Origin of the sequence: Bradyrhizobium sp. SZCCHNS1022 (assembly GCF_032484835.1) — a bacterium.
GTDB lineage: Bacteria > Pseudomonadota > Alphaproteobacteria > Rhizobiales > Xanthobacteraceae > Bradyrhizobium.
The window spans coordinates 1,476,427-1,501,896 of sequence record NZ_JAUETT010000001.1 but is presented as its reverse complement, the minus strand read 5'-3'; the positions used below and the strand labels follow the sequence as shown (position 1 = coordinate 1,501,896).

General features: G+C 64.4%; 22 protein-coding genes and 1 riboswitch. Of the genes, 5 read left to right on the top strand and 17 right to left on the bottom strand.

The window, feature by feature from the left end; genetic code table 11:
* Positions 1-428 precede the first annotated feature (428 nt).
* On the top strand, positions 429-2,414 hold the full coding sequence (locus QX071_RS06740; protein ID WP_315701668.1) for a cache domain-containing protein: 1,986 nt from the start codon (positions 429-431) through the stop codon (positions 2,412-2,414).
* 23 nt (positions 2,415-2,437) lie between these two features.
* Here the strand turns inward: QX071_RS06740 and QX071_RS06735 are convergent, their stop codons facing one another.
* Positions 2,438-2,923, bottom strand: a complete 486-nt coding sequence (locus QX071_RS06735) for a MarR family winged helix-turn-helix transcriptional regulator (protein ID WP_315701669.1) — start codon at positions 2,921-2,923, stop codon at positions 2,438-2,440.
* 233 nt (positions 2,924-3,156) lie between these two features.
* Between QX071_RS06735 and QX071_RS06730 the strand changes: the two genes are divergently transcribed.
* Positions 3,157-5,016 (top strand): feruloyl-CoA synthase, encoded by a 1,860-nt coding sequence (locus QX071_RS06730; RefSeq protein WP_315701670.1) that lies wholly within the window; start codon positions 3,157-3,159, stop codon positions 5,014-5,016.
* A 27-nt stretch (positions 5,017-5,043) separates the two neighbouring features.
* Here the strand turns inward: QX071_RS06730 and QX071_RS06725 are convergent, their stop codons facing one another.
* The 15 genes from QX071_RS06725 to minC form a co-directional block, all read right to left on the bottom strand.
* Positions 5,044-6,039: a dipeptide ABC transporter ATP-binding protein gene (locus QX071_RS06725; protein WP_315701671.1), complete on the bottom strand. Its 996-nt coding sequence runs from the start codon at positions 6,037-6,039 to the stop codon at positions 5,044-5,046.
* Positions 6,036-7,037: an ABC transporter ATP-binding protein gene (locus QX071_RS06720; protein ID WP_315703105.1), complete on the bottom strand. Its 1,002-nt coding sequence runs from the start codon at positions 7,035-7,037 to the stop codon at positions 6,036-6,038. Before QX071_RS06720 ends, QX071_RS06725 begins: the two co-directional genes overlap by 4 nt.
* Entirely contained in the window at positions 7,037-7,978 is a 942-nt protein-coding gene (locus tag QX071_RS06715) for an ABC transporter permease (protein ID WP_315701672.1), read from the bottom strand. Before QX071_RS06715 ends, QX071_RS06720 begins: the two co-directional genes overlap by 1 nt.
* On the bottom strand, positions 7,944-8,903 hold the full coding sequence (locus tag QX071_RS06710) for an ABC transporter permease (protein WP_315701673.1): 960 nt from the start codon (positions 8,901-8,903) through the stop codon (positions 7,944-7,946). The genes QX071_RS06715 and QX071_RS06710 overlap by 35 nt, the downstream gene beginning before the upstream one ends.
* Before the next feature lie 50 nt (positions 8,904-8,953).
* Complete coding sequence (locus QX071_RS06705) at positions 8,954-10,747, bottom strand: peptide ABC transporter substrate-binding protein (protein ID WP_315701674.1); 1,794 nt, start codon at positions 10,745-10,747, stop codon at positions 8,954-8,956.
* A 228-nt stretch (positions 10,748-10,975) separates the two neighbouring features.
* Complete coding sequence (locus tag QX071_RS06700; protein ID WP_315701675.1) at positions 10,976-11,554, bottom strand: hypothetical protein; 579 nt, start codon at positions 11,552-11,554, stop codon at positions 10,976-10,978.
* Between the two features lie 95 nt (positions 11,555-11,649).
* Positions 11,650-13,659: a TonB-dependent receptor plug domain-containing protein gene (locus QX071_RS06695; RefSeq protein ID WP_315701676.1), complete on the bottom strand. Its 2,010-nt coding sequence runs from the start codon at positions 13,657-13,659 to the stop codon at positions 11,650-11,652.
* A gap of 222 nt (positions 13,660-13,881) precedes the next feature.
* Positions 13,882-14,100, bottom strand: a riboswitch (cobalamin riboswitch).
* 88 nt (positions 14,101-14,188) lie between these two features.
* Positions 14,189-14,446 carry a hypothetical protein gene (locus QX071_RS06690; RefSeq protein WP_315701677.1) on the bottom strand — a complete coding sequence of 86 codons (258 nt, stop codon included), beginning with the start codon at positions 14,444-14,446 and terminating at the stop codon, positions 14,189-14,191.
* A gap of 23 nt (positions 14,447-14,469) precedes the next feature.
* Positions 14,470-15,162 (bottom strand): hypothetical protein, encoded by a 693-nt coding sequence (locus tag QX071_RS06685; protein ID WP_315701678.1) that lies wholly within the window; start codon positions 15,160-15,162, stop codon positions 14,470-14,472.
* Positions 15,163-15,287: 125 nt separating this feature from the next.
* Positions 15,288-15,536: a hypothetical protein gene (locus tag QX071_RS06680; protein WP_315730835.1), complete on the bottom strand. Its 249-nt coding sequence runs from the start codon at positions 15,534-15,536 to the stop codon at positions 15,288-15,290.
* 180 nt (positions 15,537-15,716) lie between these two features.
* The gene (locus tag QX071_RS06675) at positions 15,717-16,373 is read right to left on the bottom strand and encodes a hypothetical protein (RefSeq protein WP_315701680.1); all 657 of its coding nucleotides are present in this window, start codon (positions 16,371-16,373) and stop codon (positions 15,717-15,719) included.
* A 130-nt stretch (positions 16,374-16,503) separates the two neighbouring features.
* A complete protein-coding gene (locus QX071_RS06670) occupies positions 16,504-17,277 on the bottom strand; it encodes a thioesterase family protein (protein WP_315701681.1) in 774 nt (257 codons plus the stop codon).
* A 74-nt stretch (positions 17,278-17,351) separates the two neighbouring features.
* Complete coding sequence (minE, locus tag QX071_RS06665) at positions 17,352-17,627, bottom strand: cell division topological specificity factor MinE (protein ID WP_315701682.1); 276 nt, start codon at positions 17,625-17,627, stop codon at positions 17,352-17,354.
* The gene (gene minD / locus QX071_RS06660; protein WP_315701683.1) at positions 17,624-18,439 is read right to left on the bottom strand and encodes a septum site-determining protein MinD; all 816 of its coding nucleotides are present in this window, start codon (positions 18,437-18,439) and stop codon (positions 17,624-17,626) included. Before minD ends, minE begins: the two co-directional genes overlap by 4 nt.
* A 20-nt stretch (positions 18,440-18,459) precedes the next feature.
* Positions 18,460-19,149 carry a septum site-determining protein MinC gene (gene minC / locus QX071_RS06655; protein WP_315701684.1) on the bottom strand — a complete coding sequence of 230 codons (690 nt, stop codon included), beginning with the start codon at positions 19,147-19,149 and terminating at the stop codon, positions 18,460-18,462.
* A gap of 529 nt (positions 19,150-19,678) precedes the next feature.
* Here minC and QX071_RS06650 point away from each other — a divergent pair.
* From QX071_RS06650 to QX071_RS06640, 3 genes are all read left to right on the top strand, one after another.
* A complete protein-coding gene (locus QX071_RS06650; RefSeq protein WP_315701685.1) occupies positions 19,679-20,329 on the top strand; it encodes a hypothetical protein in 651 nt (216 codons plus the stop codon).
* Positions 20,330-20,546: 217 nt separating this feature from the next.
* Positions 20,547-22,157 carry an ABC transporter substrate-binding protein gene (locus QX071_RS06645; protein WP_315703106.1) on the top strand — a complete coding sequence of 537 codons (1,611 nt, stop codon included), beginning with the start codon at positions 20,547-20,549 and terminating at the stop codon, positions 22,155-22,157.
* Positions 22,158-22,810: 653 nt separating this feature from the next.
* Complete coding sequence (locus QX071_RS06640) at positions 22,811-24,382, top strand: ABC transporter substrate-binding protein (protein ID WP_315701686.1); 1,572 nt, start codon at positions 22,811-22,813, stop codon at positions 24,380-24,382.
* Positions 24,383-24,462: 80 nt separating this feature from the next.
* Here the strand turns inward: QX071_RS06640 and QX071_RS06635 are convergent, their stop codons facing one another.
* Positions 24,463-25,431 (bottom strand): nitronate monooxygenase family protein, encoded by a 969-nt coding sequence (locus QX071_RS06635; protein WP_315701687.1) that lies wholly within the window; start codon positions 25,429-25,431, stop codon positions 24,463-24,465.
* Positions 25,432-25,470: the final 39 nt, after the last annotated feature.

Genomic DNA, 25,470 nt, shown 5'->3' with positions numbered 1-25,470 from the left:
GTTCGTCGGTATGCTCACGCACACTGCGATATCATCGCGTCCATCGCATCCCGGCCCGACACTCGTGACGATCGCGAAGCGTCCCTCTTGCGGGCCGAGACGCGGACAAATGTGCTTCTGATTTGCCCGACACGGCAAGCCGCGCAGCCTGCGACAGAGTGGCACGACGGGCAATTTGGGCATGGCTGACGTGTCCAAGCACCGCGACATTCCCCGGTGTCAGCGCACCAGCCGTTCGCGACCGGCGCAATGAGCTCATTGCCGCGGAAACGAACAAACAGGCGCTGCATTACTATTAGCAGCAACGAAATACCGCTCAGACGTTGACGGATGCTTGCTCTGTAAGGATTGGCTTAACGCCGCATCAACAGCGCCCGGCTAGTATTTCGTGCAAACAACAACGCTTCGCACTTTCCCGGATATTCTCGATGACCCGACCGCGACTTTCGCTCGCTCTCCGCATCTACGCGATCATCGGCCTGTCCTTCTGCGGGCTGGTCGGACTTGCCGTCACGCAGAGCTCAAACCTGGCGACCGCGCTCAAAGAGCAGCGCCGGAACGAGCTCATCCATCTCACCCAGACCGCGCTCAGCATCGCCCGCGAGGAGTACGAGACGGTCGCCCGCGACAAGGTCACGCCGGAGCTTGCGCAAAAGCGGGCTGCGGCGCGGATCGGCGGACTGCGCTACGGCAATGGCGACTATTTCTGGATCAACGATATGGGCCCGCGGATGGTGATGCATCCGATCAAGCCCGAACTGAACGGCCAGATGCTCGCCGACAACAAGGACCCGACCGGCAAACACCTGTTCACCGAGATGGTCGACGTCGTCAGGCGCGATGGCGCTGGTGTCGTCGAGTACATGTGGCCGAAGCCCGGCAAGGACGCTCCCCAGCCCAAGCTGTCCTATGTCGCTGGCTTCGAGCCGTGGGGCTGGGTCATCGGCACCGGCGTCTACGTCGACGATCTCGAAGCGCAGATGTGGGACAGCAAGCGCAACGTCGTGATTGCAGCGGCGGCGATCATTCTCCTGCTCGGCACCATCACGCTGCTCATCGCGCGCTCCATGTCCGCTGCGCTGGCCTCGATGCGCGGCGCGCTGACCCAGCTCGGCTTCGGCAACTTCGACATCACCTTGCCCGGCCTGAAACGCAGCGACGAACTCGGCGACATGGCCCGTTCGATCGAACAGTTCAGGCAGAAAATCGAGGAGAAGGCGCACCAGACCGCGCTGTTGGAAGATGAGCAACGCCAACTCGCCGATCGGATCAAGAGCATGGCGCTCAAGGATATGGCGGAGGCGGTGGAGCGCGCGGCAAGCTTCGCCGTGGGCGAGGTCGCCGACGGCACCGGCCACATGGCCGACAATGCGAGGTCCATGACCGAGAGTGCACTGAGCGTCGAGCAGAATTCCAGCAGCGTCGCCGCGGCCGCTGAACAGGCGCTGGCCAACACGCAGACGGTCGCCAAGGCGTCCTCGCAGCTCGCGGCCTCGATCGCCCAAATTGCATCCCAAGTCAGCTCATCGCGCGAGCTGACCCGCAAGGCCGTTTCGGTTTCGAGCGAAGCGCAATCGACCATCGCCAAGCTCTCGGAAGCCGCCGACAAGGTCGGCGCCGTGACCAGCCTGATCAGCGAGATCGCCGGGCAAACCAATCTGCTGGCGTTGAATGCGACGATCGAAGCCGCGCGCGCCGGAGATGCCGGCCGCGGCTTTGCCGTGGTCGCCTCCGAGGTCAAATCCCTCGCCGAGCAGACTGCGAAGGCCACCAGCGAGATCGCCCAACAGATCGCGGAGATCCAGGACTCCACGCGCGCCTCGGTCGGCGCGATCGGCGTCATCGGCGAGGTGATCCGCAATGTCGAGACCGTCTCATCGGAAATCGCCGATGCGATCGAGGCGCAGAACAACGTGACCGTCGAGATCTCGCGCACCGTCGCGGAGACCTCAAGCGCGGCGCACGAGGTGGCGACGCAGATCGCCTCCGTCTCCCGGGAGGCGAGCCAGGCCGGACGGCACTCGACCGACATCCGCGACGGCTCCGCCCAGATCGCGCGCAAGGTTCAGGAGCTGCGGACCGATCTGGTGCACGTGATCCGGACCTCGACGTCCGAGGTGGACCGCCGACTGTCCTCGCGGCTCAACATCAACCGCCCCGGCATCTTGCAGGTCGACGGCCAGAGCGTTCCGGTCAGGGTTCGCAACATCGCGCTCGGTGGTGCGCTGATCGAAGCAATCCCGATCGCGCTGACGGCCAATACGCCGGTCACCCTCACGGTGACCGACATGACATCGGAGCTGCCGGGAACGGTGATGCGGGTGAACGATCACACCGCATTGCTGCAGTTTTCGCTTAGCCACGAGCAGGCTGGAAAGCTGATCAACGTGATCTCCGATCGCGAGGCGGCGTAAACGGCGCAGCGATCGTCCCAAGGCTAATCCTGATTGAACCGCGCCAGCGCGGACAGCGCGCGCCGGTAATTGTCGGCGCCAAGCCGCCGCTCCACCCTCTTCTCGTGCGCGGCAACCAACGCATTGGCCTTCTTCAAGGTCACGCGGCCGCGCGGCGTTAGATGCAGTGCATGCGCCCGCCGGTCCAGCTCCGAGCGCTGCCGGACGATGACCCCCGCCCGCTGCAGATCATCGAGCAGACCCACCATGCGGGCTCGCTCGATGCCCAACGCGCCCGCGGCCGCGACCTGAGTGATGCCACCATTCGCAGCGATGGTCTCCAGGATCGAATAGCGGATGACGTCGAGATCGATGTCAGCCAAGGTCGCATTGACGTCGTGGAAAATCCAATGCTGGACCCGTCGCACGAAATAGCCGAGATGGCTCTCGAGCTCCCCGAGGCCAATCTTGGCTTGTGTCCTGCCTGTTTCCTGTTGCGCCGATGCGGCGGCGTCCCCGTTCTTGGACATGCTGACTCGCGATCCCGCACGATGATCCCCGTAGACCGGGTCCTTGCCGCGAGCAAGCCGGCCCGATCGGTTGCATCGACAATAATTGCAAAGTGCAACTATTCTGCTACTCTCTGTTCCAATAAAGAAGATGAGGGGAGGAGCCATGTCAGCCCGTGAGGCAGCGGCCGGATGCGGCGCGACCGAAATGCCGCGGCGCAACGAAGCAGGTTGCGCATTCTTGAAGGCGCCCCATGCGCTTCGCCGAGCGCGTCATGACCGCCGAGGACGCCATGTTCGCTGAACCCTCGGTCGAAGCAACCAGGCGCAACGACGGCATCATCCTCCTGCGCTCGCCCATGCCGCTGACGGCGTCGGCGCGGTGCACGGGCGAATGGCTCGAACACTGGGCACGGGAGGCTCCGGAGCGGACTTTCCTCGCCGAGCGCTGCGGCGAAACATGGACCAGGCTCAGCTATCGCGAAGCGCTGGCTCAGGTTCGCGCTGCCGCAGCCTGGATGCTATCGCAAGGTCTCGGGCCCGCCCGCCCGCTCGCGATTCTCTCGGACAACAGCATCGCGCATGCGATGCTGTCACTCGCCGCGCAGTATGTCGGCGTACCCGTCAGCGCGATCTCGCCGGCCTACTCTCTGATGTCGACCGACCATGAGAAGCTGCGCGCGATGATGCGGCTGCTCGACCCCGGCGCGATCTTCGTCGCGCAGCGAGAACCGTTTACCCGGGCGCTGGCGGCGATCGACGGACATCACGATGCGGCGATCATCGCCGGGGATGGCGATGCGGCCACGTCAGTGCCGCTGCAATCGGTGATCGCGACGCGCGCCGGCACGGAGGTCGACAGCGCCTTCGCCGCGGTGACGCCGGATACGGTAGCCAAGCTTCTGTTCACCTCGGGATCGACCGGCCAACCCAAAGCGGTCATCAACACCCAGCGCATGCTGACGACGAGCCAGCAGGCCAAGGCCCAGCTCTGGACATTTCTCGGCGAGATCGAGGGCGGCCCGGTCATCGTCGACTGGCTGCCCTGGAGTCACACGTTCGGCGCCAACCACAACTTCAATCTCGTGCTGAGCCAGGGCGGCTCGCTCTACATCGATGCAGGCAAGCCGGCACCGGGCCTGTTCGAGACGTCGCTGGCCAACCTGCGCAGCGTGGTGCCGACCGTCTATTTCAACGTGCCCCGCGGCTTCGACATGCTGGTAGGTGCGTTGAAATCCGATGCCCAGCTTCGGCAGAATTTCTTCTCGGGCGTGAAATGCATCTTCTACGCAGCCGCGGCCCTGCCGCAGAACCTGTGGGATGCGCTGAACGAGCTGTGTCAGGCAACGACCGGCCGGCCGGCACCGCTGATCTCGGCCTGGGGCGCGACCGAGACGTCTCCGCTTGCCACGGACTGCCACTTCTTTGCCGAGCGCGCCGGCAATATCGGCGTGCCGATACCTGGCACCGAGCTGAAGCTGGTGCCTGCCGGCGAGAAGCTGGAGATCCGGGTGCGCGGACCCAACGTGACGCCAGGCTACTGGCGGGCGCCCGAGCTCACCGCGGCGGCATTCGACGAGGAAGGCTTCTACAAGATCGGCGACGCCGTCAAATTTGCCGACCCTGACCGTCCGGAGCGCGGGCTGTTCTTCGACGGCCGCATCACCGAGGATTTCAAGCTCAGCTCCGGCACCTGGGTGAATGTCGGGGCGCTGCGCATCGCGGGAATTGCGGCACTGGCGCCGCTCGCGCAGGACATTGTGATCGCAGGTCACGGCACCGATGAGGTTCATTTCCTCATTGTTCCCAGCCTGCCCGCCTGCCGGGTCACGGCCGGACTGCCTGATACGGCTCCGGTCACCGAGGTCCTGGCGCATCAGGCCGTGCGGGAGGCGGTCGCGCGAGGTCTTGCGAAGCTGCGCGCCGACGCAGTCGGCTCGTCGCGCTTTGCAACGCGCGCGTTGCTGATGGCCGAGCCGCCATCGCTCGATGCCGGCGAGATCACCGACAAAGGCTACATCAACCAGCGCGCCGTGCTGGCACGACGGGCGGAGCTGATCGCGATGCTTCGGACCGATGCGGCCCCCGGCGTGATCGAGCTGGCGCCGCGGTGATCCCGACGATCTGCGGCCGTCCCTTGCCTATCTGAAGTGACACGCCACCAGATGGCCCGGAGCGCTCTCCTTCAGCGGCGGCACGTCCTTGCTGCAGATGTCCTTCGCCAGCGGACAGCGGGTGTGGAAATGGCAGCCGGAGGGCGGGTTGATCGGGCTCGGCACCTCGCCCTTCAGGCGGATGCGCTTGCGCTTGACCGACGGGTCCGGAATCGGCACCGCCGAGAGCAGCGCTTCGGTGTAGGGATGTTTGGGCGCCGAATAGAGCTGGCGCGCGGCCGCGGTCTCGACGATGCGGCCGAGATACATCACCGCGACGCGGCGGCTGATATGTTCGACCACCGAAAGATCGTGCGCGACGAACAGATAGGCGATGCCGAATTTCTGCTGCAGGTCCTCCAGCAGATTGATCACCTGCGCCTGGATCGAGACGTCGAGTGCGGACACCGGCTCGTCGCAGATGATCAGCTTCGGCTCGACCGCGAGCGCCCGCGCGATGCCGATGCGCTGGCGCTGGCCGCCGGAGAATTCATGCGGATAGCGTGTCATGTGGTCGGCCTGCAGGCCGACGGTCTCGAGCAGATGGACGATGCGCGCTTCGTATTGCTGCCGCGTCGCCGCCAGCCCGTGAATCGTGAGCGCCTCGCCGATGATGGCGCCGACGGTCATGCGCGGGTTGAGCGAGGCATAAGGATCCTGGAAGATGATCTGGATGTCGCGCCGGAGCGCGCGCAAGCGGTCGCCCGACAGCGACATCACGTCCTTGCCCTCGAAGCGGAGTTCGCCCGAACTCGGCTCGATCAGACGCAGCACGCAGCGGCCGGTGGTCGATTTTCCGCAACCGGACTCGCCGACGAGGCCGAACGTCTCGCTCGCGCCGATATCGAAATTGACGCCGTCGACCGCGCGCACGCTGCCGATCTGGCGCTTCAAGAGGCCGCCACGGATCGGAAACGCCTTGGTCAGATCGCGGACGCTGAGCAGCGGCGCGGCGGCGGGTGTGGCTTCAGCAAGCGCGCTCATTGCAGCAAGCTCTCCTCGGCGCGGATGCAGGCGACCTTGTGGCCCGGCTCGATCTCACGCAGTTCCGGCTGCGCGCGCTTGCAGTCCGGAAGCGCGAAACGGCAACGCGAGGCGAAGCGGCAGCCTTCCGGCGGGTTGACCAGTTTGGGCACGGTGCCAGCGATACTCTCGAGCCGCGTCTTGCGCACCGCATCGAGGTCGATGCGCGGGATCGAGCGGATCAGGCCCTGGGTATAGGGATGGCGCGGATTGGCGAACAGGCGATCGACCGGCGCCTCCTCCGCCACGCGCCCCGCATACATGACGACGACACGCTGGGCGACCTCGGCGACCACGCCCATCGCATGCGTTATCAGCATGATCGACATCCCCAACCGCTCCTTCATGTCGAGCAGCAGGTCCAGGATCTGGGCCTGGATCGTCACGTCCAGCGCGGTGGTCGGCTCGTCGGCGATCAGGAGCTTCGGATTGCAGGACAGCGCCATTGCGATCATCACGCGCTGGCGCTGACCGCCCGAAAAATGATGCGGATAATCATGCACGCGACGTTGCGGATTAGGGAGCTGCACCAAAGCCAGCATCTCGATCGCGCGCTCCAGCGCCGCGCGCTTCGAAAGGCCCTGATGCAGCCGGATCACCTCGGTGATCTGCTCGCCGATCGTGTAGACCGGGTTGAGCGAGGTCATCGGCTCCTGGAACACGATCGCGATCTCGCTGGCGCGGATCTTGTTCATCTCGGACGAGCCGAGCGGCACCAGATCGCGGCCCTGCCACAGTATCTGGCCACCGACGATGCGCCCGGGGGGCATCGCGATCAGCTTCAGCACCGACATGGCAGTCACGGTCTTGCCGGACCCGGACTCGCCGACCACGCACAAGGTCTCGCCACGACCGATCGAGATGTCGACGCCGTCGACCGCCTGCACCTTGCCTTCATCGCTGTCGAAATAGGTCTTGAGCCCCTTGATCTCGAGCAGCGGCGTCACGCACGCATCCATCACATCACCTTCCGTGGATCGAGCGCGTCGCGCAGGCCGTCGCCGATGAAATTGATCGCGATGACGGTGAGGAAGATCGCCCCGCCGGCGAACAGCGCCCAATGCGGCGCGATGTCGAGATAGTCCTTGGCATCATAGAGCAGGCGGCCCCAGGTCGGGATGTCAGGCGGAAAACCGAGGCCGAGAAACGACAGGGTCGACTCGGCAATAATCGCGGCCGCCACGTCGATGGTACCGGCGACGATCACGGGGCCGAGTGCGTTGGGCAGGATGTGACGCACCGTGAGACGCAGGTTGGAGGCGCCGAGCGCACGGGCCGCCTCGACGAACTCCTTCTCACGCAGAGAGAGGAATTGCGCCCGCACCAGGCGCGCCACCGGCATCCAGCGGAAGCCGCCGATGACGAGCACGATCAGGACGAACACGCCGCCCTCCGGCCCCAGCCAGCCCTTGAGGAAATCACGGAACAGATAGATCACGAGCAGCAGCAGCGGAAGTTGCGGCAACGACAGGAACAGGTCGGTCAGCCACATCAGCGCGGCATCGACGACGCCCCTCGAGGCGCCGGCAATGGCGCCGACGATGATGCCGAAACACAGGCCGACCGCCATCGCCGCAAAGCCGACTGCAAGCGAGATGCGGCCGCCATAGATCATGCGCGAGAGCAGATCCTGGCCGAGATCGTCGGTGCCGAACGGATGATCCCAGGACGGCGCTGCGAGGCGCGCGGTGAAATCGATCTCGTTGATCGGCACGCGCCACAGCCAAGGCCCGATCAGGATCGACAACGCCAGCAACGCCAGCACAAGGACGCTGACCGCCGCGAGGCGATGGCGCAGAAAGCGCCGAACCGCGTCGCGGCCGGGCGAGAAACGGCGTTTGCGCTTAACCGGCGCGACGACCGTCTCAACGGAAGGAGATACGTGGGTCAAGCCAGCCATACAGGATATCGGCGATGAGGTTGAACAGGACGACCAGGCAGGCGAACACGAAGGTCACCGCCATGATCACAGGCGTGTCGTTGGCGAGGATCGCGCTGATCAGGAGCGAGCCGATGCCGGGAATGCGGAAGATCTGCTCGGTGACGATGGCACCGCCGAACACGGTCGGCATCTGCAGCGCGACCAGCGTCACCACCGGGATCAACGCGTTGCGCACCACGTGCTTGACGATCACCTTCTTCTCGTTGAGCCCCTTGGCGCGTGCGGTGGTGACGTAATCGAGCTTGATGACGTCGAGCACGGCGGAACGGATGTAACGGGTGTAGGACGCGGCCTGGTACAGGCCGAGCACCGCCACCGGCATGATCGCCTGCTTGATGTTCTCCCAGTACCAGAGCCAGCCGGTGGCGTGGATGTCGGTGCGATAGACGAACGGCAGCCAGCCGAGGTTGACGCTGAAGATCAGGATCAGCAGCAGGCCGGTGAAGAAGGTCGGCAGCGAGAAGCCGATGAAGGCGAAGGTATTGGCGATCTGGTCGAACACCGAATAAGGCCGCATCGCCGCCAGCACGCCGATCGGCAGCGCCACCGCCAGCGCCAGAAGCTGCGCGGTGCCGACCACGTAGAGCGTAGCCGGAATCCGCTGCATGATCAGCGTGTCGACGTTGACGCGGCTGGCAAAGGAGAAGCCCCAATCGCCATGCAGCATGGCGATCAGCCAATGCAGGTAGCGCACCATGATTGGATCATCCATCCCGAACTTGAGGCGCAGCGCCTCGCGTACCTCGGGAGGGATGTTCGGATTGCTCGCGAGCTCGCCGAACGGATCGCCCGGGGCGAGCGCCAGCAGCACGAACAGGATGAGGCTGATGCCGAGCAGGCTCGGCACAGCGACGATAAGGCGCCTGAGAAGGTAATTTCCCATCGCTCCCGCCTTACAAAGTTGCGGTGATCATCGGGGTGGCGTGATGCGCGTCAAGTCTCGCGATACCAGTTGGCGATCTGCCAGAGATCGTTGTCCCAGCCGCTCTTGTTCACCACCATGCCGTTCTTCAACCCGATGCAATTCTTGCGGTTGATCTCGGGCAGGATGTAGTTGTCCTGAACGACGAGATCGTTGAGTTTGATGAACATCGCCGCGCGCTTGACCGGGTCCAGCTCGCTCTGCGCCTGGCGGTAGGTCTCGTCATATTCCTTGTTCTGCCAGCGCGAGACGTTGCGCCCCTGCCACTTGTTCTCCTTGTTCGCGATCTCCCACGAGACGAACTGATTCATGAAGAATTGCGGGTCGGCCTGCGGCATGGTGGTCTGGTACATCTCCATGTCGCAATAGAAGTGGGTATAGGTGTCCGGATTGGCAGCGTCCGAGGAGAAGAACACCGAGGCGACCACGGATTTGAGCTCGACCTCGATGCCGGCCTTCTGACAGGCCTGCTTGATGATGGCCTGGTTCTTCTGGCGCGGCGCATTGATCGAGGTCTGGAACACGACCTTGAGCTGCTTGCCGTCCTTCTCGCGGATGCCGGACGAATTCTTCTTCCAGCCGGCCTCCTCGAGGATCTGGTTCGCCTTCTCGATGTTGAACTCGAACTTGTTATTCGGCGAGCGGAAGCGTTCGGGATTGTTGAGGAAGTTCGCGGTGGCGATGCCGGCGCGGCCATAGATGAATTTCTGCACCGAGGCGCGGTCGATCAGCAGGTTCATCGCCTTGCGCACGGCCGGATCCGAGAACAGCGGATGCTTGGTCTTGACGCTGGCGCGCTCGCCGTCGACTTCGGTCCAGGGATCGGTGACGTTGAGGGCGATGTATTCGATATAGCCCGTCACCGTCTGCTGGGCCTTGCCCTGGCCGCCCGCCTCCAGCTTCATCAGGATCTCGTCCTCGACCTGGAGAAGATAGGCATAGTCGTATTCGCCGGTCTGCAGCACCGCGCGCGCTGCGGACACCGCATCGCCGCCGCCCTTGGCCTCGACCGTGTCGAAATAAGGCCGGTTCGGCTGGTGATAGTCCGGGAAGCGCTTGCCGGCGATCGAATCGCCGGGCTTGAAATCGACGTACATATAAGGGCCGGTGCCGATCGGCTTCAGATTGGCCGGCGCCTCGCGCGATTTGCCGCCGATGTAATCGGCAAATACGTGCTTGGGGATGATCTGACCGAAGGCCGCGACAAAGGGATCGGCCCAGAACGGGGTGGGCTGAACGAACGTCAGCTTCACGGTGTGATCGTCGATCTTTTCGACCGACTTCAGGCTCTTATAGCTGCCGATCGAGACCGCAGCCGTGTCGGGATTGACAGCATACTGCCAGTTGAAGATGACGTCGTCGGCCGTGAACGGCTGACCATCATGCCATTTCACGCCCTGCTTCAGCTTCCAGATCACCCAGGTGTAGTCGGCCGCAAGGCCGCCATTCTCCTTGGTCGGAATCTCGGCCGCGAGGATAGGTACGAGATTGCCGTCGGCGTCCCAGCCGGCCAGCGGCTCATAGAACAGCCGGCAGGCTTCCTGATCCTTGGTGCCGATCGCGAAATGCGGATTGAGCAGGGTCGGTGCCTGCCAGAACAGCAGCTTCAGCGGACCGCCGCCGCCGGCCTTGGTCGGCTTATAGACGATCTCTTCCGCGGCAATTGCGACCCCAGAATGGGCCAGCATCGCACCGGCCATCGGTGCGCTCAGCCCAACGGCGATCATCCGTTGCACAAATTCTCGGCGGGACAGGCGCCCGGCTTTGACATCGGTGATCTGGTTTCGAAGGTCGCGCTCGTACATTCAACAGCTCCAGCTGATGCTCATCCAAGAAAACGTTACGCCTCCATGCAGATGCCTGGAGCGGCGTGAAATTGGATCAGCGTTCGGAGCAACTGTCAAAGCAGATTCCGGGCCAACCTTTGATTCGACCTTCGTTAGATGACCTGCCGCGGGATTCGCTTCGCAGCTGCGGCAGGATCATTCCAGGGCGATACCGGAAAATGGAACTACCGGCAGGCCGCACCACAATTACAAGGCGCGCTCGGCGCGGAACGAGCCCAGCAAGCGAACGGCCTCGCAAACCGCGACCAATCCGATCAACCATGCCATGCTGGTGAGACCGATGCGCAGCACGATCGCGGGCTCGAAAGCCGCCGCGCCGCCGAGCACCGGCGTCGCGGCGAGCAGAACGAACTCATAAGCGGCATAGGCGCAGAGCAGCGTGGCGGTGAGCGCGAGCGGCGCTGGAACAAGCCGCGGCAAGACGCGCAACGCCGCCGATGCGAGCAGGGTTGCGGCCAGCGCGGCGGCGCCGATGGCAAAGCCCCACGCCAACGTGGTGGCGTCGATCGGATAGCCCAGCGCGCAGAAGCCGATGCCCTGATTGACGAGCCATGCGCCGGCGATCACCGCGAGCGCCGAGCCCTGCGGCAGCATCGCAGCCGCCACCACGGCGAACGCCGCGAACGGCGTCGCACAGGCGAGCGCGAGACTGGCGAGGCAACTCGCGGCGGACAGCAGAGCAAATGCGAACAATGGCTGATATCGCGGCGCGACCGATGCGAGCGAAATGCCCATCGCGGGGCGGAACTGACGATCAAGAGCCATGACAATTCTCCTTCGGTTGCTAAGTCTAAACTTTTCTGTCGGATGGCGATAGGCCGCACGATCCGCCTCGGAGCGGCCGCGCTCGGGAGACACCCTCATTGCACGCCATAGCTGGCGACCCGGATGCCACCGAACACGCCGAGCCCCGGCGCCAGGAAACCGGTCGGGTTCTGGTAGTGCCTGTTGAAGAGATTATCGACGCGCGCGAACAGCTTCACCTGGTCGCTGAGCGCATAATCGCCGCGCAGATTGACGATGGTATAGCCCGGCGCGGTCAGGCCGGAGACCAAGCCGTCACGGCTCACGTCGCGCCAATCGGAGACATGCAGCACGGTGGCCGACACGGTGAGCGGATCGACCGGCCGCCAGGTCGCGGTGGCGCTCCACTTCTGCTTGGGCCTGCGCAGCAATTGCTGGCCGGTAATCGCATCGACCGCGCGGGTGAAGGTGTAGTCGGCGCGGACCGCCAGCCGGCCGGTGACATCGGCCGCGACAAAGCTCTCGGTTCCCTCCGTCCTGGCCAGGCCGACATTGGCGTAGGAGGTGAACGTGTCGTTGGTCGCGATCAGATTGGTGATGCTGTTGTGGAAATAGGTCGTGCCGAACCGGATGCGGCTGGCAAACAGCGGCTGCTCGAAGCCGAGATCATAGCCAGTGCTTTCCTCCGGCCGCAGGTTGGGATTGCCGAAGAAATTGAACGCCGGAAAATCCTGGTAGAGCTGGCTGAGCGTCGGCGCCTTGAAGCCGGTGCCGTAACTTGCCTTCAGCTTGGTCTCGGTCAACGGCACGATCACGGCCGGCGCGATCCGATAGGTCGCATGCGAGCCGAATGCGTCGTTGAGATCATCGCGCACATTCGCGACCAGGAAAAATCGCTCGGCGAATGACGACTGCAGTTCGATGAAGCCCGCTTTGTTGCCGTTTTCCGCCGAGAGCGCCGCCGTGGTCAGGCGTTCAGCCTGCTGCTCCGCACCGACGATGACGTCGTTTCCCGGCGCAATCCGGGTGACCGCGTGCCAGTCGTATCTGAGCCGTTCGCCTTGCCCCACGGTGGAGGAGAGATCTCCGGGTGCGAGATCGGAGCTCCTATCACTGGTGTAGTTGACGCCGAAATAATTGGTGATGCGGCCGCCGGGCAGCGACCACACCGCCTCCTGGCGCGTTGCGAGCTGGTGCACATTGTGCCGGCTCTGCGCGGCATTCGGCACGCTGGGAAAGCCGCCGTCGCCGGTGAACAACAAAGTCGCATCAGTGTAGCGGACCACCGAATTGACGGTCCACTCGTCGTTCAGCGCAAGGCCGAGCTTCGAGGAATACGTCATGTTGTCGTAGCTGTTGCCGATCGCCTGCTGTCCGGGCGGCAGCAGCTGCAACGGCGTCACCGGCACATCGCCGGCATGAAGGTGCGCGACGTTGACTGCGTAGTTGAAATTGTCCTGCGATCCGCTGACGCCCGCGGTCTGGTTGAACGTATTGAACGAGCCCGCTTCAACCGACGCAACGGCGCGGGCGGGACCCTCGCCCTTGCGGGTGACGATCGAGACCACGCCCCCGATCGCATCCGAGCCATAGAGACCGCTTTGCGGACCGCGCAACACTTCGAGCTGCTGGATGTCGGCGGTGAGCAGATGCGCGTAGTCGAAGGCGCCGTTCGGTGTGGCGGGATTGCCGAGCTCGATGCCGTCGATCAGCACTTTGGTGTGGTTGGAATTGGTGCCGCGCACGAACACCGAGGCCTGTCCGCCAGGACCGCCGGCCTGGACCACATTCAACCCGGGAATGGTGCTCAGCAGGTCGGGCACGGTCCGGTATTGCTGAGTCTGGATGTCCTTGGCGGTGACGATGCTGATCGAGCTTGCCGCCTGGGCCGCCGGGCTCACGATGCCGGTCGGACTGACGGCGACAGATACGGCATTCGCGGACGTCGATGCTGCAGGCGTAGGCGACTGCGTCCGCGCATCCGCTGGCGCATGGAAAGCTGAAGGTCGCGCACGCTTCGGCTGCGACTTGGGTTTAGGTCTGGGTTTGGGCGCCGCCACCTCGACCGGAGGCAGCAGATCGGGTGAGGCCGACTGCTGCGCTTCGGCGGCGAGCGGACCGGCCATGACGATGGCAGCGACAACACGAGACGCGACGGGGCCGGCGCGCAAGCGCGCAGCGGCGATGAGAGGAAGACGGATGCAACGCTGAGACAAGAATGGCGGAGACATGGGTCGAAGACCTCGGCGGGACGGCAGTGGCACGTCACCGCGAACGAGGTCTCACGCCAGGACGCGGCAACGCGCCTCGGGTGAAACGATGTCAGTACTCCCCGACCGACATCCTCGCGTGTGACCACGGCTGACGGCAGGTCTCCTGGCTCGCGGGTCGTCACCTTGCGCCGCCTTCCCAGGACCGAGATTCCCAGTGGCATCTGACGCGAGATTCGCCGCTTACAGTTGCGGGGGCAGCTGCGGCCTTCGGGCGATCTCCATCGCGGAAGATCTCCCGGCACCGCATTCCCTTTTGATCCCCGGCGAAGGGGAACCGTCGGGAGGCACATAGAAGGAGGGACGTGACGGTGTCAATGCCGGCCCGGCGCGACGCAGAACGGTCAGCAGAGGTCCGAAAACGGCAGCCGCGGGGCGCTCTGCCTTATCTCTCGCGCTTCATCTTCTTGAAGCGGACGCTCTTGCCGTCCGGCAGCCGGGTGGCGACATAGCCGGCGTCCAGGCAAGCCTCACGCTGCGGCATCCTCTCCTGCGGACTGCGCAGGCTGTCCCACCACGAGGCGCGCTGCGCCGCACGCGGCAGGCTCGCGCCGATGAGCTCCTCGATCTGATCGAAGCTGAGCACAAGTTCGGGAAGCGTCTGCTGTTTCAGAAAATCGCGTAAGGAGTCGTAGTCGGACACCAAATCCTCGTCGTCGGCCGCGTTTAGATCGCGGCGGCGACCTTATCCAAACCGATGATGCGCGCAAGCTTGCGCACCTCGTCCTTCTGGTCGTCGCGAAGCTGCCAGAGCAGCGGCATCGCCGCCGATTTCAGCTGCTGCACCTCGTCGGAATCCGGGTCGATCGGCATGCTGCCGGGTTTCGGATTGCCCTGACGCGTGGCGTGGATCTTGCGGGCGACCGCGCGCAGCGCGGTCTCCACCGCAGGCCAGTAATATTCCTGATCGGGCGATAGCTTCAGCCGCTCCTTGATGCCGGCGATCTGGCCATCGCTGAGCAGGGCATAGGCCTTCTGCACCTCGGGCCGCAGCGCCACCAAGGGCTTCTGCCTCGGCGCGGCCGGCTCGGCAACTTGTGCGGACGCCACGATGGCGCCGGCGATCTGCGCTGGCGTAGCCGGCTTCGGCATCTCAGCGTCGGCGGCGGCATAGGCAAAGGCCTGGCGCACCGGCTCGCTCGGCGCAGCGGTCGGTTGCGTGTCCTCGGTCAGCGATGAAAAGTGAGCGACAGTGAGGCGGTCGCCCTTGGCCTGCCGGTTGGAGACAGGGCTCTTTGCCACCACGGCCGGCATCTCAATACCGGCTGCCGGCACGCTGTCGCGGAACAGGATGCTGGTCGCAGCTGCCCCTGCCACGAGCACGCACACCAAGGCCACAAGGGTGATCGATTTCGTCACGCACATCTCCGTATCCCCGGCGGTACGCCGCACTTTGCCGAAAACTGGGAGCAAATTAAGGCTTTCGGTTTCCATTGTTGCCGGAGGGCCTCACTGACCGGCTCAATTGCGCTCTCAGGGCGCCCTTATGCAGCCGCGTGCAGGTCGTAGGCCGCCTGAATATCGGCAACGATATCGGAGGCTTCCCACAAGGCCGCAGGTTCCACCGAACGCAGGCTGATGGTCCAGTTGCCGCCGCGGGCGGTGCGCGGAACGCTGACAATATCGAAGCGCACGGCACGGCATAGCGGGTGCCGCTGCAGCGCGTGACCGACGCGGACCCTGATTTCCTCCAGCGTCGCCGGCGTCTTGTCCATCAGCGTCCCGAAGCCCATCGCGCATCCCTCGTGATTCGAGCCTTGCGAGTCTCCCGCGGTGAACGGGATACCGCCACGCACGGATTGTCGGCCTGGGATGGTTAATGCCGCGTTAAAGTTGCAACCGGATGGGATCTGGGGTCCTGCGGGAATGCGCGGTTTTCCGGGCAGGATGCGACCTGCCCCCAGACGCGGCGCTCAATCGTCGCCAAACAGGCTGAAGCGCGGCGTCGGCATGTCGACCGGCTCCGCCACATAGGCGCGCGGCGCGCTGTCCTCCCGCACCGCCTGTTCGACGTCGCTCAGATCCGGTTCGCGGCGCCGAGTCCAATGCCGGCGCTCGGACCATTGCTGGTGCCGTTCGGCATGGCGCCGATCGCTGTGCTTGCGTTGGCTGTCGTGCGACTTCAGATCGGCATCGTCCGCCTTGGCCATCGCGTTTTCGGAGGCCTTCGCTTGCTCCGGCGCTTTCGCCTGCTGCTGCGGAGCTGGCGGGATCGACGGCGACGGGGAGGACTGCGCGGCGGGCGCATTGGACGCCGAGTTCACCGGCGACGGCGCAGGCTGTGGCGTCCCCTGATCCGCAGCAGGCTGCGGCTGATCGGCGGCCTTCGCCGCGGTCGGCGTCACCACGATGGGTGCCGTCGTCGCGGCCTGCGTCGCAGCGAGATAGGAACTCGGCGATGCGCTGGGCAAGGGCGAAGGCTCCGGTGCGCGTCGCTCCAGCTTGGTGGATTCCAACGGCGGTGTCTTCGGATTCATCTTCTCCGCGATCACGAGTCCGCCGCCGAGACCCACCGCGATCGCAATGGCGACGGTTCCCGCACCCGCAAAATAGGCTGTCGAGTTGCGCATGATCCCGCTCCTTATGGTTGGCCGGGCAACGCCCTCACGGCGGCGATGTTCCGGCCAAGCCCAATGAGCGTTGGGGGCGCAGATGACAGGAGGAAGATGGCGAGGAATTGCGCAGAGAGAGCGTCCGCCCTCACCGCTTCTCGATCACGAGGCTCTGCACCACGCGACCAAAATAGCCCCTGGCATCGCCGAGCCGCGCCATCGCGAGCCCTGTCCCGTCCGGACCGATCCAGCTGTCGGCATCGAGCAGGATCCAGTCGCCGACCGGCTCGCGCGCCATGCTGAGCGTGAGATCGGCATTGAGGAACGTATAGAGATTGAAATCCAGCGCCGGCGAGGTGCCGTTGCAGAAGTCGGCAGCGACCGCGGCGCGCATCGCTTGTGAGACCGCGTGACCGTCGACCAGCGGCCAATCGACGCGATACCAGATCGCACCCTTGCCCTTCACGCCGAAACGGCCGCGCGCGGCGCGCAGCGACATGCCCGTGACGAACGGACTTGACGAAAAATCCACCGGCTCCGGACGCGAGGCATCGGGCGCCGGATAATCGACCGGCAGATCGGCGATGTCGCCCGGCAGCGGGACGGATTCCTGCCGCACCTTCAGCACGGTCGCGGCGGCAACGACCACGCCGGCCGCGCGCAATCTGATCGCACAGAGCTGGATCTTGCGGCCTTCGCGCAGCACCTCGGTCTCGATCGTGAGTTCGGAGAGCGGCACCGGCCGCATCAGATCGATGGTGAGACGGGCGATGCGCATCGGCGCCTTGGTCGGCATGCGCTCGGCGGCCCAGACCACGAGCGACGCCGGCGGCGAGCCGTGCTGCATGCTCGGATTCCACGGACCGGCCGCGTCCGGACTGACGATGACGCGATTGTCCTCGACACGAAAAATCGGCTGCATCAACTCAATACCGCGCCCCGCAATGCGCGCCCCTGCTCGCGCGTCTCGTTGCGGGCAAACGCCGTCGCCGCGCCTCAGCCGGCGGTGGCAAGGGCGCGATCGGCGCCATTGGGCAGTTCGATGTCGACCTCGAGCGTCGAGACATGCTTTCCCCGATCCATCCGCACGATGACCTTGTCGGGATCGAGTACCACATGGCGCGAAACCACCGCGAGGATTTCCTCGCGCAGTTGCATCAGCAGATCCGGCTGGCTGCGCAGGCTGCGCTCATGCGCGAGCAGGATCTGCAGCCGCTCCCGCGCGATCGGCGCGGAGGCCGTGCGCCCGGAGAATAGCCGCAGCATGCTCATGCAGCCCTCCGTCCCAACAGCCGGTTCATGAGGCCCTTGCGCTCGGCAGGCACCATCATCTCGATATGCTCGCCCAGCAGCCGACGCATGGCGTCGAGATAGGCGCGCGCCGGCGTGCTGGCCGGACTGTTCAAGGTGACCGGGCAGCCGACATTGGAGGCGCGCAGCACGTCCTGGCTCTCCGGCACGATGCCGAGCAGCGGCGTGGCCAGGATCTCCAACACGTCGTCGATCGAGAGCATCTCGCCGCGCGCGGCACGCGCCGGATCGTAGCGCGTGATCAGGATGTGCTTCTCCACCCGCTCGCCGTGCTCGGCGCGCACCGTCTTGGAATCGAGCATTCCGATGATGCGATCGGAATCGCGCACCGAGGAGACTTCCGGATTGGTGACGATGATCGCTTCATCCGCAAAGCGCATCGCGAGCATGGCGCCGCGCTCGATGCCGGCGGGGCTGTCGCACAACACCCAGTCGAACATCTTGCGCAATTCCGCAATGACGCGGCCCACGCCCTCTTCGGTCAGGGCGTCCTTGTCCTTGGTCTGGGATGCGGGCAGCAGCCACAGGTTCTCCAGCCGCTTGTCGCGGATCAAGGCCTGCGGCAGCTTGGCGACGCCCTGCACCACGTTGATCAGATCGAACACGACGCGCCGCTCTGCGCCCATGACGAGATCGAGATTGCGCAGGCCCACATCGAAATCCACCACCACGACCTTCTGGCCGGCCTGCGCCAGCGCCGCCCCGATGGCGGCCGTGGTCGTGGTCTTGCCGACGCCGCCCTTGCCCGAAGTTACAACGAGCACCTTTGCCATTTTTGATTGTCTCCTGTCGTTCAGTTCAACGGCGTGATTTTCATGGAGTTGCCCTCCAGCCGCGCTTGGGCGGGCTTGCCGCGCAATGCGACGTCGATTTGCTCCGCTGTCTGGTAGTAGCCGTCGATGGCAAGCAGCTCGGCCTCGATCTTCTGGCAATAGATGCGCGCCGCCGCGTTTCCGTTGACGCCGGCCATCGCGCGGCCGCGGAGCGCGCCATACACATGGATCGAGCCGCCGGCGACGATTTCGGCGCCGGACGAAACGGCCCCGAGCACAGTGACGTCGCCGTCGGGAAAGACGATCGATTGCCCCGAGCGTACCGGATGTTCGAGCAGCATCGATTTCAAAGGCTGCAGCGCCGGCTTGTCAGGCTCCACCTCGAGCACGGCGCATTGACGCCCGCCGGTGAGCAGCGGCGGCATGCCGATCGCAAGACGGCCGGGCTCGACGCCCTCGAGGCCCAACACACGGATGTTGCGCGCCTCGATGCTCTTGATGAGATGCGTGATCGCAAGCGGGCTCAGATCCACCGCGGAGAGGTCGAGAACCACTGGCTTGCCGACGAAAAAGCCCGGAGAACCCGCCAGCGTTGCATCAAGCTCCGCAAGCCAACCGGCAATAGGCACAACGGGAGAAAACACGAAGGCGACATAGGAACGGCCGCGTAGACGAATGAACTGACGTGTCTGCTCCATCTTGACGTTCATGACCATCCGACCAGCCTTTCTTAGCGATTGGTTAACTGTCGGACGGCGTTGGTTAATGGAGAGTTAAGAACACGTCATCGACTTGAATTAAACTGCCGGCGGTACGGCCGTACGTGGAACGCGACCGAACCACGTCCCTTTCGCAGCAGAATCGTGGCCGAGTGCCGGCACTCCCAAGTCAAGGCATTACGCGCCTCATTTTAATCACATCCAGCTGATAACCTTAAGGTTCATATAACGATGGTCCTGCGGAGGACCGGCCTGTTCGAAGATTGACACTCGTCAGGGGGCGGGGCATGGGATCGATGGAAGCGTTGCGAGCGCAAATGAGAGCTCGTAGCGCGATGCAGGGGACGAGGCTGCGCGCACAGAGGCGCGCCGGCGCTTTGCTTCGGTCGCTGCAGATATTCCGGCTCGATGGGGTCGCATGCGACCGTTCACGCGCCCCCTTTTTCCATTAGCACCTTTGTCGCCTGCGGCGAGGGCAGTGGCGTACGTATACCGGAGTTGAGCGTTAGAGGAGTAGCGTATGAGTTCCTTGAGTGAGCAGAATCCGACGACCAACCCGCAGGATCCTTTGCATTATGCACCGCGCTGGGTCCGCGAAAGACCAGAGGCCTCCCGACTTTCTCTCGTCGAAGAAACCCGAGAGAAGCCCCAGACGGGCGAACGCAGCGAGCGAGCGCCCGCCGGGCAAACCACCATCGAATCGCGGCTTGAGAGTGCAGTATTCGAATCGCTGCGCCACTCGCTCGACCCGCAGGTGATGCGCGAGCCGCCTGAGTTCACACGCGAACGCGACCGTCGCTCCGTGACGTTCAAGATCGCAGGCCGCCTGGCCGCCGCGGCCGGAGTCGCTGCCGTGGTTGCGCTCTTCTTCGTCAATATCGTCCCCTCGTCCCGACAGCAGGACGCCAGCTCGTCGTTCGTGGCGGCGGTCCAGGCGATGAAGACAACGCTGCCGCCGCCCCCGGCCGCAGTGGAAGCGAAGGATATCAAGGCCGAACTGGACGACACGCAGGTGGACAAGACAGACGTCAAGACGACGTCCGCGTTGTCGCAATTCCAGTCGCTGCTGCCGTCGGATGCGCAAGGCCAGAGCGCCAGCTCGGAAAAGCCGCTGCTGCAGCAATTCATGCAGTGGAATCAGAGAGCGAGCCAATCCGACAGAGCCCAATGATTCGCTCTGGTGCGGCGAATTGAAGTTTCGATCGGCGTCTCGCAGCCCTGATCGGAACTTCAAGTTCGACGCCGCACCAGAACCAAAGGTTTTGCAGTGCTCTCCGAATTCCGAAGTTCGCAAACGAGGGTGCGCGACATGATGCGAACTTCGGAATTCGGAGTACGACAGGGGCACTAGGCGTCAAGCGAGCTGAAACGGCATCACCATGACTATTATGTCTGACCTCTGGCCCCGTGTGGCCGCGGTGCGAGACGTGCGTATCTCCGTTCGTCTGGCTGCCTTGCTGTTCGGCGCGCTATTCGCCGGGACTGTCCACGCGGCGCCCGGCGACAATCTCAAGGTGGTGCGCGAACTCAGCAGCAAGGTCGGTCCGATCGTCGGCTCCGCGCTGGCCTGCCGCGACATCGCCCGGCCCCGCATCCAGCTCATCATCGAGAAATTTCAGGGTGTCATCCGCGAGGCCTCCACGCTGGAGGCCGATCGCGATGAGGTGACACGCCTGTTGGATCGCTATGTCGCCGAAGGCCGCAGCATGGTGACGAGCGGACGGATCGATTGCCGCGCCGCCGATCGCCAGCTTGCCGATCTGGAAAAGTCGATCGCAAGTCCGCCGCAGACCACATCGGGCTTGCCGGAAGTGAGGTTTGGACCGCCGGCTGCGATGGCGGCGATCGCGCCGACGCAAACCCTGCCGCCGCCGATGAACGTGCGCGGCGTCACCCAGAGCGAGATCAAGTTCGGCATCGTCATCCCGTTCTCGGGTCCGGTGAGGGAGACCGGCCGGCTGATGAAGCTCGGCATCGAAGCTGCATTCGATCGCGCCAACGAGAGCGGCGGCATCAATGGCCGCATGCTGAAGCTGGTCGCCGCCGACGACGGCTACGACCCCAATCGCACCCTCGATGCGATGAAGCAGCTCTACGAGAAGGAACAGGTTTTCGGCTTCATCGGCAATTTCGGAACGGCCAATGCGGCCATGGCCATCCCCTATGCGCTGGAGCGGCGCACCCTGTTCTTCGGCGCCTACACCGGCGCCAATGTGGTGCGGCACGACCCGCCCGACCGCTACGTCTTCAATTACCGCCCGAGCTATGCCGAAGAGACCGAAGCTCTGGTGCATTATCTCGTGAAGATGCGTCACCTGCAGCCGCGGCAGATCGCCGTATTCGCCCAGGACGACGCCTATGGCGACGCCGGCTATGCCGGCGTGGCGAAAGCATTCCGGACGCTGGGCGCCAACGACAACGCCATTCTCCGCGTCAACTATACGCGCAACACGGTCGACGTGGAGCCTGCGGTCAGCCAGCTGAAGGCGCAGAGGATCCCGATCCGCGCCGTCATCATGGTCGCGACGACACGCGCCGCGGCCAAGTTCATCGAGAAGGCGCAGGAGCAGCTTCCGGGCCTGATCTTCGCCAACCTGTCGGCGGTCGGAGCCTCCTCGCTCGCCAGCGAACTGACGCTGCTCGGCCCGCGCTATACAAACGGTGTGATCGTCACCCAGGTGGTGCCCGGCGTGTCAGGCTATTCGAGCCTGGTGCTCGACTACAAGAACGCACTGGCCAAGTACTTCCCCGGCGAGGCACCGGACTACACCTCGCTCGAAGGCTACGTTTCCGCCAGCATCCTGATCGAAGCCCTCAAGCGGGTCGGCCCGACCTTCGATACGGAGCGGCTCGTCGACACGCTCGAGAACATCCGCAATCTCGATCTCGGGCTTGGCGCGCAGCTCGGCTACGGCCGCGCCGAGCATCAGGCCTCGCACAAGATCTGGGGCACGGCGCTCGACGAAACCGGGACGTACCAGGCGATTGAGCTCGAATAGGATACTGCTTGGCCGACGGAAACGCCGGCGGGCACGCTAAAATGGGGTGGGGAAACCCAATTGGTTCGCAATGCCGACGTATGGCTGATATCACGAGGCCCTTGACCTAGAATATGCGGATATGACGATGTTCCTAAGCGGGTCTGCGTTGTTGACCGGGACATTCCTTGCGGCGGCCGCCGGCTCCGCATTCGCTCCCGTCGGCATTCTGCGCAGCTCGGCAAGCCGCGGTGGGCTGATGCCCGGATGGGCCGCACGATGCCGTGAAGTCGTGCACTCTTTCGATATGATCGTCGCTAAATTCCGCGAAGTCCGACAAGCATCCGCTAACCTCGACTTCCCTCGCCGACCCACAACTTCAACCGGGACATGGCCGAAGGTCATGCGCTCTCGCGCTGTGACGTATCACAGCTACGCAAGTTCAGACTACGTAACTGCAATCGTGTTGCTCAGAGAGGAGGACGCTCTGGCGACGTGACGTATTAGCTAATCCTAAAGCATGATCAAAAAAAGCACGGCGTATTACCGAAAAGGTCATGCTCTTCGAAAATGCTAGGATGTGCGCGATGATGTTTCCAACCTCCCGTCATCACGCCCAGGCGTCAATCACCAGGCGAAGACCTGGATGGGGTCCAAAGTGGGATAGTGGCAAAATGATCTTTCGTGTAAGCGTATTCTTGGTGGCGACCCTGCTTGCAGGAGCAGCTAACGCCGCTGGCACCAGCGCTGACGTGGTGCGCAATCTCGCGAGCCGGGTCGGACCGATCGTAGGCGCAGCTTCCGCGTGCCAGGCGATCGACCAGGGCCGGGTTCAGGCCATCGTCGACAAGTTTCGCGAGGTGATCCGCGAAGCCTCCGCGGGCGCTTCCGACCGCGACGAGCTCACCCGCGTCTTCAACGGCTTTGTCGCCGACGGGCGCAACCGCGTGGGCGCATCGCAGACCGACTGCACCACGGCGGGCCGCCAGCTCGCCGAGTTGGAGCGCTCGCTCGGCCAGGCCGCCCCCAGCCAGTCCAGCTCCGGCTTCGGCGGCGTCATCGGGGCGACCCCGGCCGCGGCGGCCACGGCGCCGACCGCGACCCTGCCGGCGACACTCACCAGCAACGTCCAGGGCGTCACCGCCAACGAGATCCGCTTCGGCATCTGCGGCCCGTTCTCCGGCGCCTCGCGTGAGCTCGGCCGGCAGATGAAGCTCGGCATCGAGGCAGCATTCAACCGCGCCAACGACGCCGGCGGCATCGCCGGCCGGTCGCTGCGCCTGTTTGCCGCCGACGACGGTTACGAGCCCGCGCGCACGCTCGAAGCGATGCGGCAGCTCTACGAAAAGGACAAGGTGTTCGGCTTCGTCGGCAACGTCGGTACGCCGACCGCCGCCGTCGCGATGCCCTACGCGCTGCAGCACCGGGCGCTGTTCTACGGCGCATTCACCGGCGCCAATATCCTGCGCAACGATCCGCCGGACCGCTATGTCTTCAACTATCGTGCAAGCTACGCCGAAGAAACCAACTCGGTCGTGCATTATCTGCTGAAGATCCGCCGGCTGCAGCCGAAGGACATCGCCGTCTTCGCACAGCAGGACTCCTATGGCGACGCCGGCTTCGCCGGCGTGTCCAAGGCGTTCCGCGCGCTCGGCCTGCCCGATTCGGCCATCCTGCGGTTGAACTACAAGCGCAATACCGTCGACGTCGAGGAGGCTGTCAACCAAATGCGGGCAATGAAGAACCCGCCCAAGGCCATCGTCATGGTGGCGACCTATCGCGCGGCAGCCAAGTTCATCGAGCGGACGCGCGACCTGTATCCGAACATGATCTACACCAACGTGTCGTTCGTGGGCTCGACCGAGCTGTCGGATGAATTGATGCTGCTCGGCCCGCGCTATGCCAGCGGCGTCATCGTCACCCAGGTGGTGCCGGCGGTCGGCGGCTATTCCAGCGCCGTGCTCGAATACAAGACCGCGCTGGAGAAGTATTTCCCCGGCGAAGCGCCGTCCTACGTTTCGTTCGAAGGCTACGTCTCGGCCAACGTCCTGATCCAGGCGTTGAAGCGCGTCGGCCCGCAGCTCGACACCGAAGCGCTGATCGACACGCTGGAGAACATGCGCGACGTCGATCTCGGCCTCGGCGCGAAGCTCGGTTTCGGTCGCGCGGAGCACCAGGCCTCGCACAAGATCTGGGGTACGGCGCTCGACGAGCGCGGCAAGTACCAGGCGATCGAGCTGGAATAGGCTTGATCCCCGGACCGATACGCCTGATCTCGCAAGCGCGGCAGCCAAAACTGCCGCGCTTTGCTTTGCGCATCTTTGCGTCAGAGCGGCGGGTCGACCGCCTCGTCATATTCCTTCTTGAAGCGGGCGATCAGTTCGGCCGCCGGCACCACCTTCTTGATCGCGCCGATGCCCTGCCCGCTTCCCCATATCTCCTTCCAGGCCTTCGGCTTGGCGCGCTCGCCGGACGCATCGGTGCCGAAGCTCATCTTGGATGGATCGGAGGTCGGCAGGTTGTCGGGATCGAGACCGGCCGCGACGACCGACGGCTTCAGATAATTGCCGTGCACGCCGGTGAACAAATTCGAATACACGATGTCGTCGGCGCCCGAAGCGGTGATCATAGCCTTGTAGGCCTCGACCGCGTTGGCCTCCTCGGTGGCGATGAAGGCCGAACCGACATAGGCGAAATCGGCGCCCAGGATCCGCGCCGCGCGGATCGCGCGGCCGTTGGCAATCGCGCCTGACAGCGCGATCGGGCCGTCGAACCAGGCCCGGGTCTCCGCCACGAAGGCGAACGGCGAGATGGTGCCGGCGTGACCGCCGGCTCCGGCCGCGACCAGGATCAGCCCGTCGGCGCCCTTCTCGACCGCCTTGTGCGCAAAGGTCTGGTTGATCACGTCGTGGAAGACGATGCCGCCCCAGCGATGCGCGGCCTGATTGAGCTCTTCGCGGGCGCCGAGCGAGGTGATGATCATCGGCACCTTGTATTTCTCGCACAGTGCGAGATCGTGCTCGAGCCGGTTGTTGGAGCGATGCACGATCTGGTTGACCGCGAACGGCGCCGACGGACGTTCCGGATGCGCCCTGTCATAGGCCGCCAGCTCCTCGGTAATCCGGGCCAGCCATTCGTCCAGCAATTCCGGCGGACGGGCATTGAGCGCCGGAAACGCGCCCACCACGCCGGCCTTGCACTGGGCGATCACGAGATCGGGCACGGAGATGATGAACAGCGGCGACCCGATCACGGGTATCGACAGGCGGCCCTTGAACAAGGCAGGCATGGACATGGACGGGATTTCCTCTTTTTCACTCTTCTTCGGGGATCA

Excerpts from the sequence above, each read along its gene's own strand:
- QX071_RS06740 (WP_315701668.1), top strand. The coding sequence starts at position 429 with ATGACCCGACCGCGACTTTCGCTCGCTCTCCGCATCTACGCGATCATC.
- QX071_RS06735 (WP_315701669.1), bottom strand. The coding sequence starts at position 2,923 with ATGTCCAAGAACGGGGACGCCGCCGCATCGGCGCAACAGGAAACAGGC.
- QX071_RS06730 (WP_315701670.1), top strand. The coding sequence starts at position 3,157 with ATGCGCTTCGCCGAGCGCGTCATGACCGCCGAGGACGCCATGTTCGCT.
- QX071_RS06725 (WP_315701671.1), bottom strand. The coding sequence starts at position 6,039 with ATGAGCGCGCTTGCTGAAGCCACACCCGCCGCCGCGCCGCTGCTCAGC.
- QX071_RS06720 (WP_315703105.1), bottom strand. The coding sequence starts at position 7,037 with ATGGATGCGTGCGTGACGCCGCTGCTCGAGATCAAGGGGCTCAAGACC.
- QX071_RS06715 (WP_315701672.1), bottom strand. The coding sequence starts at position 7,978 with ATGGCTGGCTTGACCCACGTATCTCCTTCCGTTGAGACGGTCGTCGCG.
- QX071_RS06710 (WP_315701673.1), bottom strand. The coding sequence starts at position 8,903 with ATGGGAAATTACCTTCTCAGGCGCCTTATCGTCGCTGTGCCGAGCCTG.
- QX071_RS06705 (WP_315701674.1), bottom strand. The coding sequence starts at position 10,747 with ATGTACGAGCGCGACCTTCGAAACCAGATCACCGATGTCAAAGCCGGG.
- QX071_RS06700 (WP_315701675.1), bottom strand. The coding sequence starts at position 11,554 with ATGGCTCTTGATCGTCAGTTCCGCCCCGCGATGGGCATTTCGCTCGCA.
- QX071_RS06695 (WP_315701676.1), bottom strand. The coding sequence starts at position 13,659 with ATGGCCGGTCCGCTCGCCGCCGAAGCGCAGCAGTCGGCCTCACCCGAT.
- QX071_RS06680 (WP_315730835.1), bottom strand. The coding sequence starts at position 15,536 with ATGGGCTTCGGGACGCTGATGGACAAGACGCCGGCGACGCTGGAGGAA.
- QX071_RS06675 (WP_315701680.1), bottom strand. The coding sequence starts at position 16,373 with ATGCGCAACTCGACAGCCTATTTTGCGGGTGCGGGAACCGTCGCCATT.
- QX071_RS06670 (WP_315701681.1), bottom strand. The coding sequence starts at position 17,277 with ATGCAGCCGATTTTTCGTGTCGAGGACAATCGCGTCATCGTCAGTCCG.
- minE (WP_315701682.1), bottom strand. The coding sequence starts at position 17,627 with ATGAGCATGCTGCGGCTATTCTCCGGGCGCACGGCCTCCGCGCCGATC.
- minD (WP_315701683.1), bottom strand. The coding sequence starts at position 18,439 with ATGGCAAAGGTGCTCGTTGTAACTTCGGGCAAGGGCGGCGTCGGCAAG.
- minC (WP_315701684.1), bottom strand. The coding sequence starts at position 19,149 with ATGAACGTCAAGATGGAGCAGACACGTCAGTTCATTCGTCTACGCGGC.
- QX071_RS06650 (WP_315701685.1), top strand. The coding sequence starts at position 19,679 with ATGAGTTCCTTGAGTGAGCAGAATCCGACGACCAACCCGCAGGATCCT.
- QX071_RS06645 (WP_315703106.1), top strand. The coding sequence starts at position 20,547 with ATGTCTGACCTCTGGCCCCGTGTGGCCGCGGTGCGAGACGTGCGTATC.
- QX071_RS06640 (WP_315701686.1), top strand. The coding sequence starts at position 22,811 with ATGATCTTTCGTGTAAGCGTATTCTTGGTGGCGACCCTGCTTGCAGGA.
- QX071_RS06635 (WP_315701687.1), bottom strand. The coding sequence starts at position 25,431 with ATGTCCATGCCTGCCTTGTTCAAGGGCCGCCTGTCGATACCCGTGATC.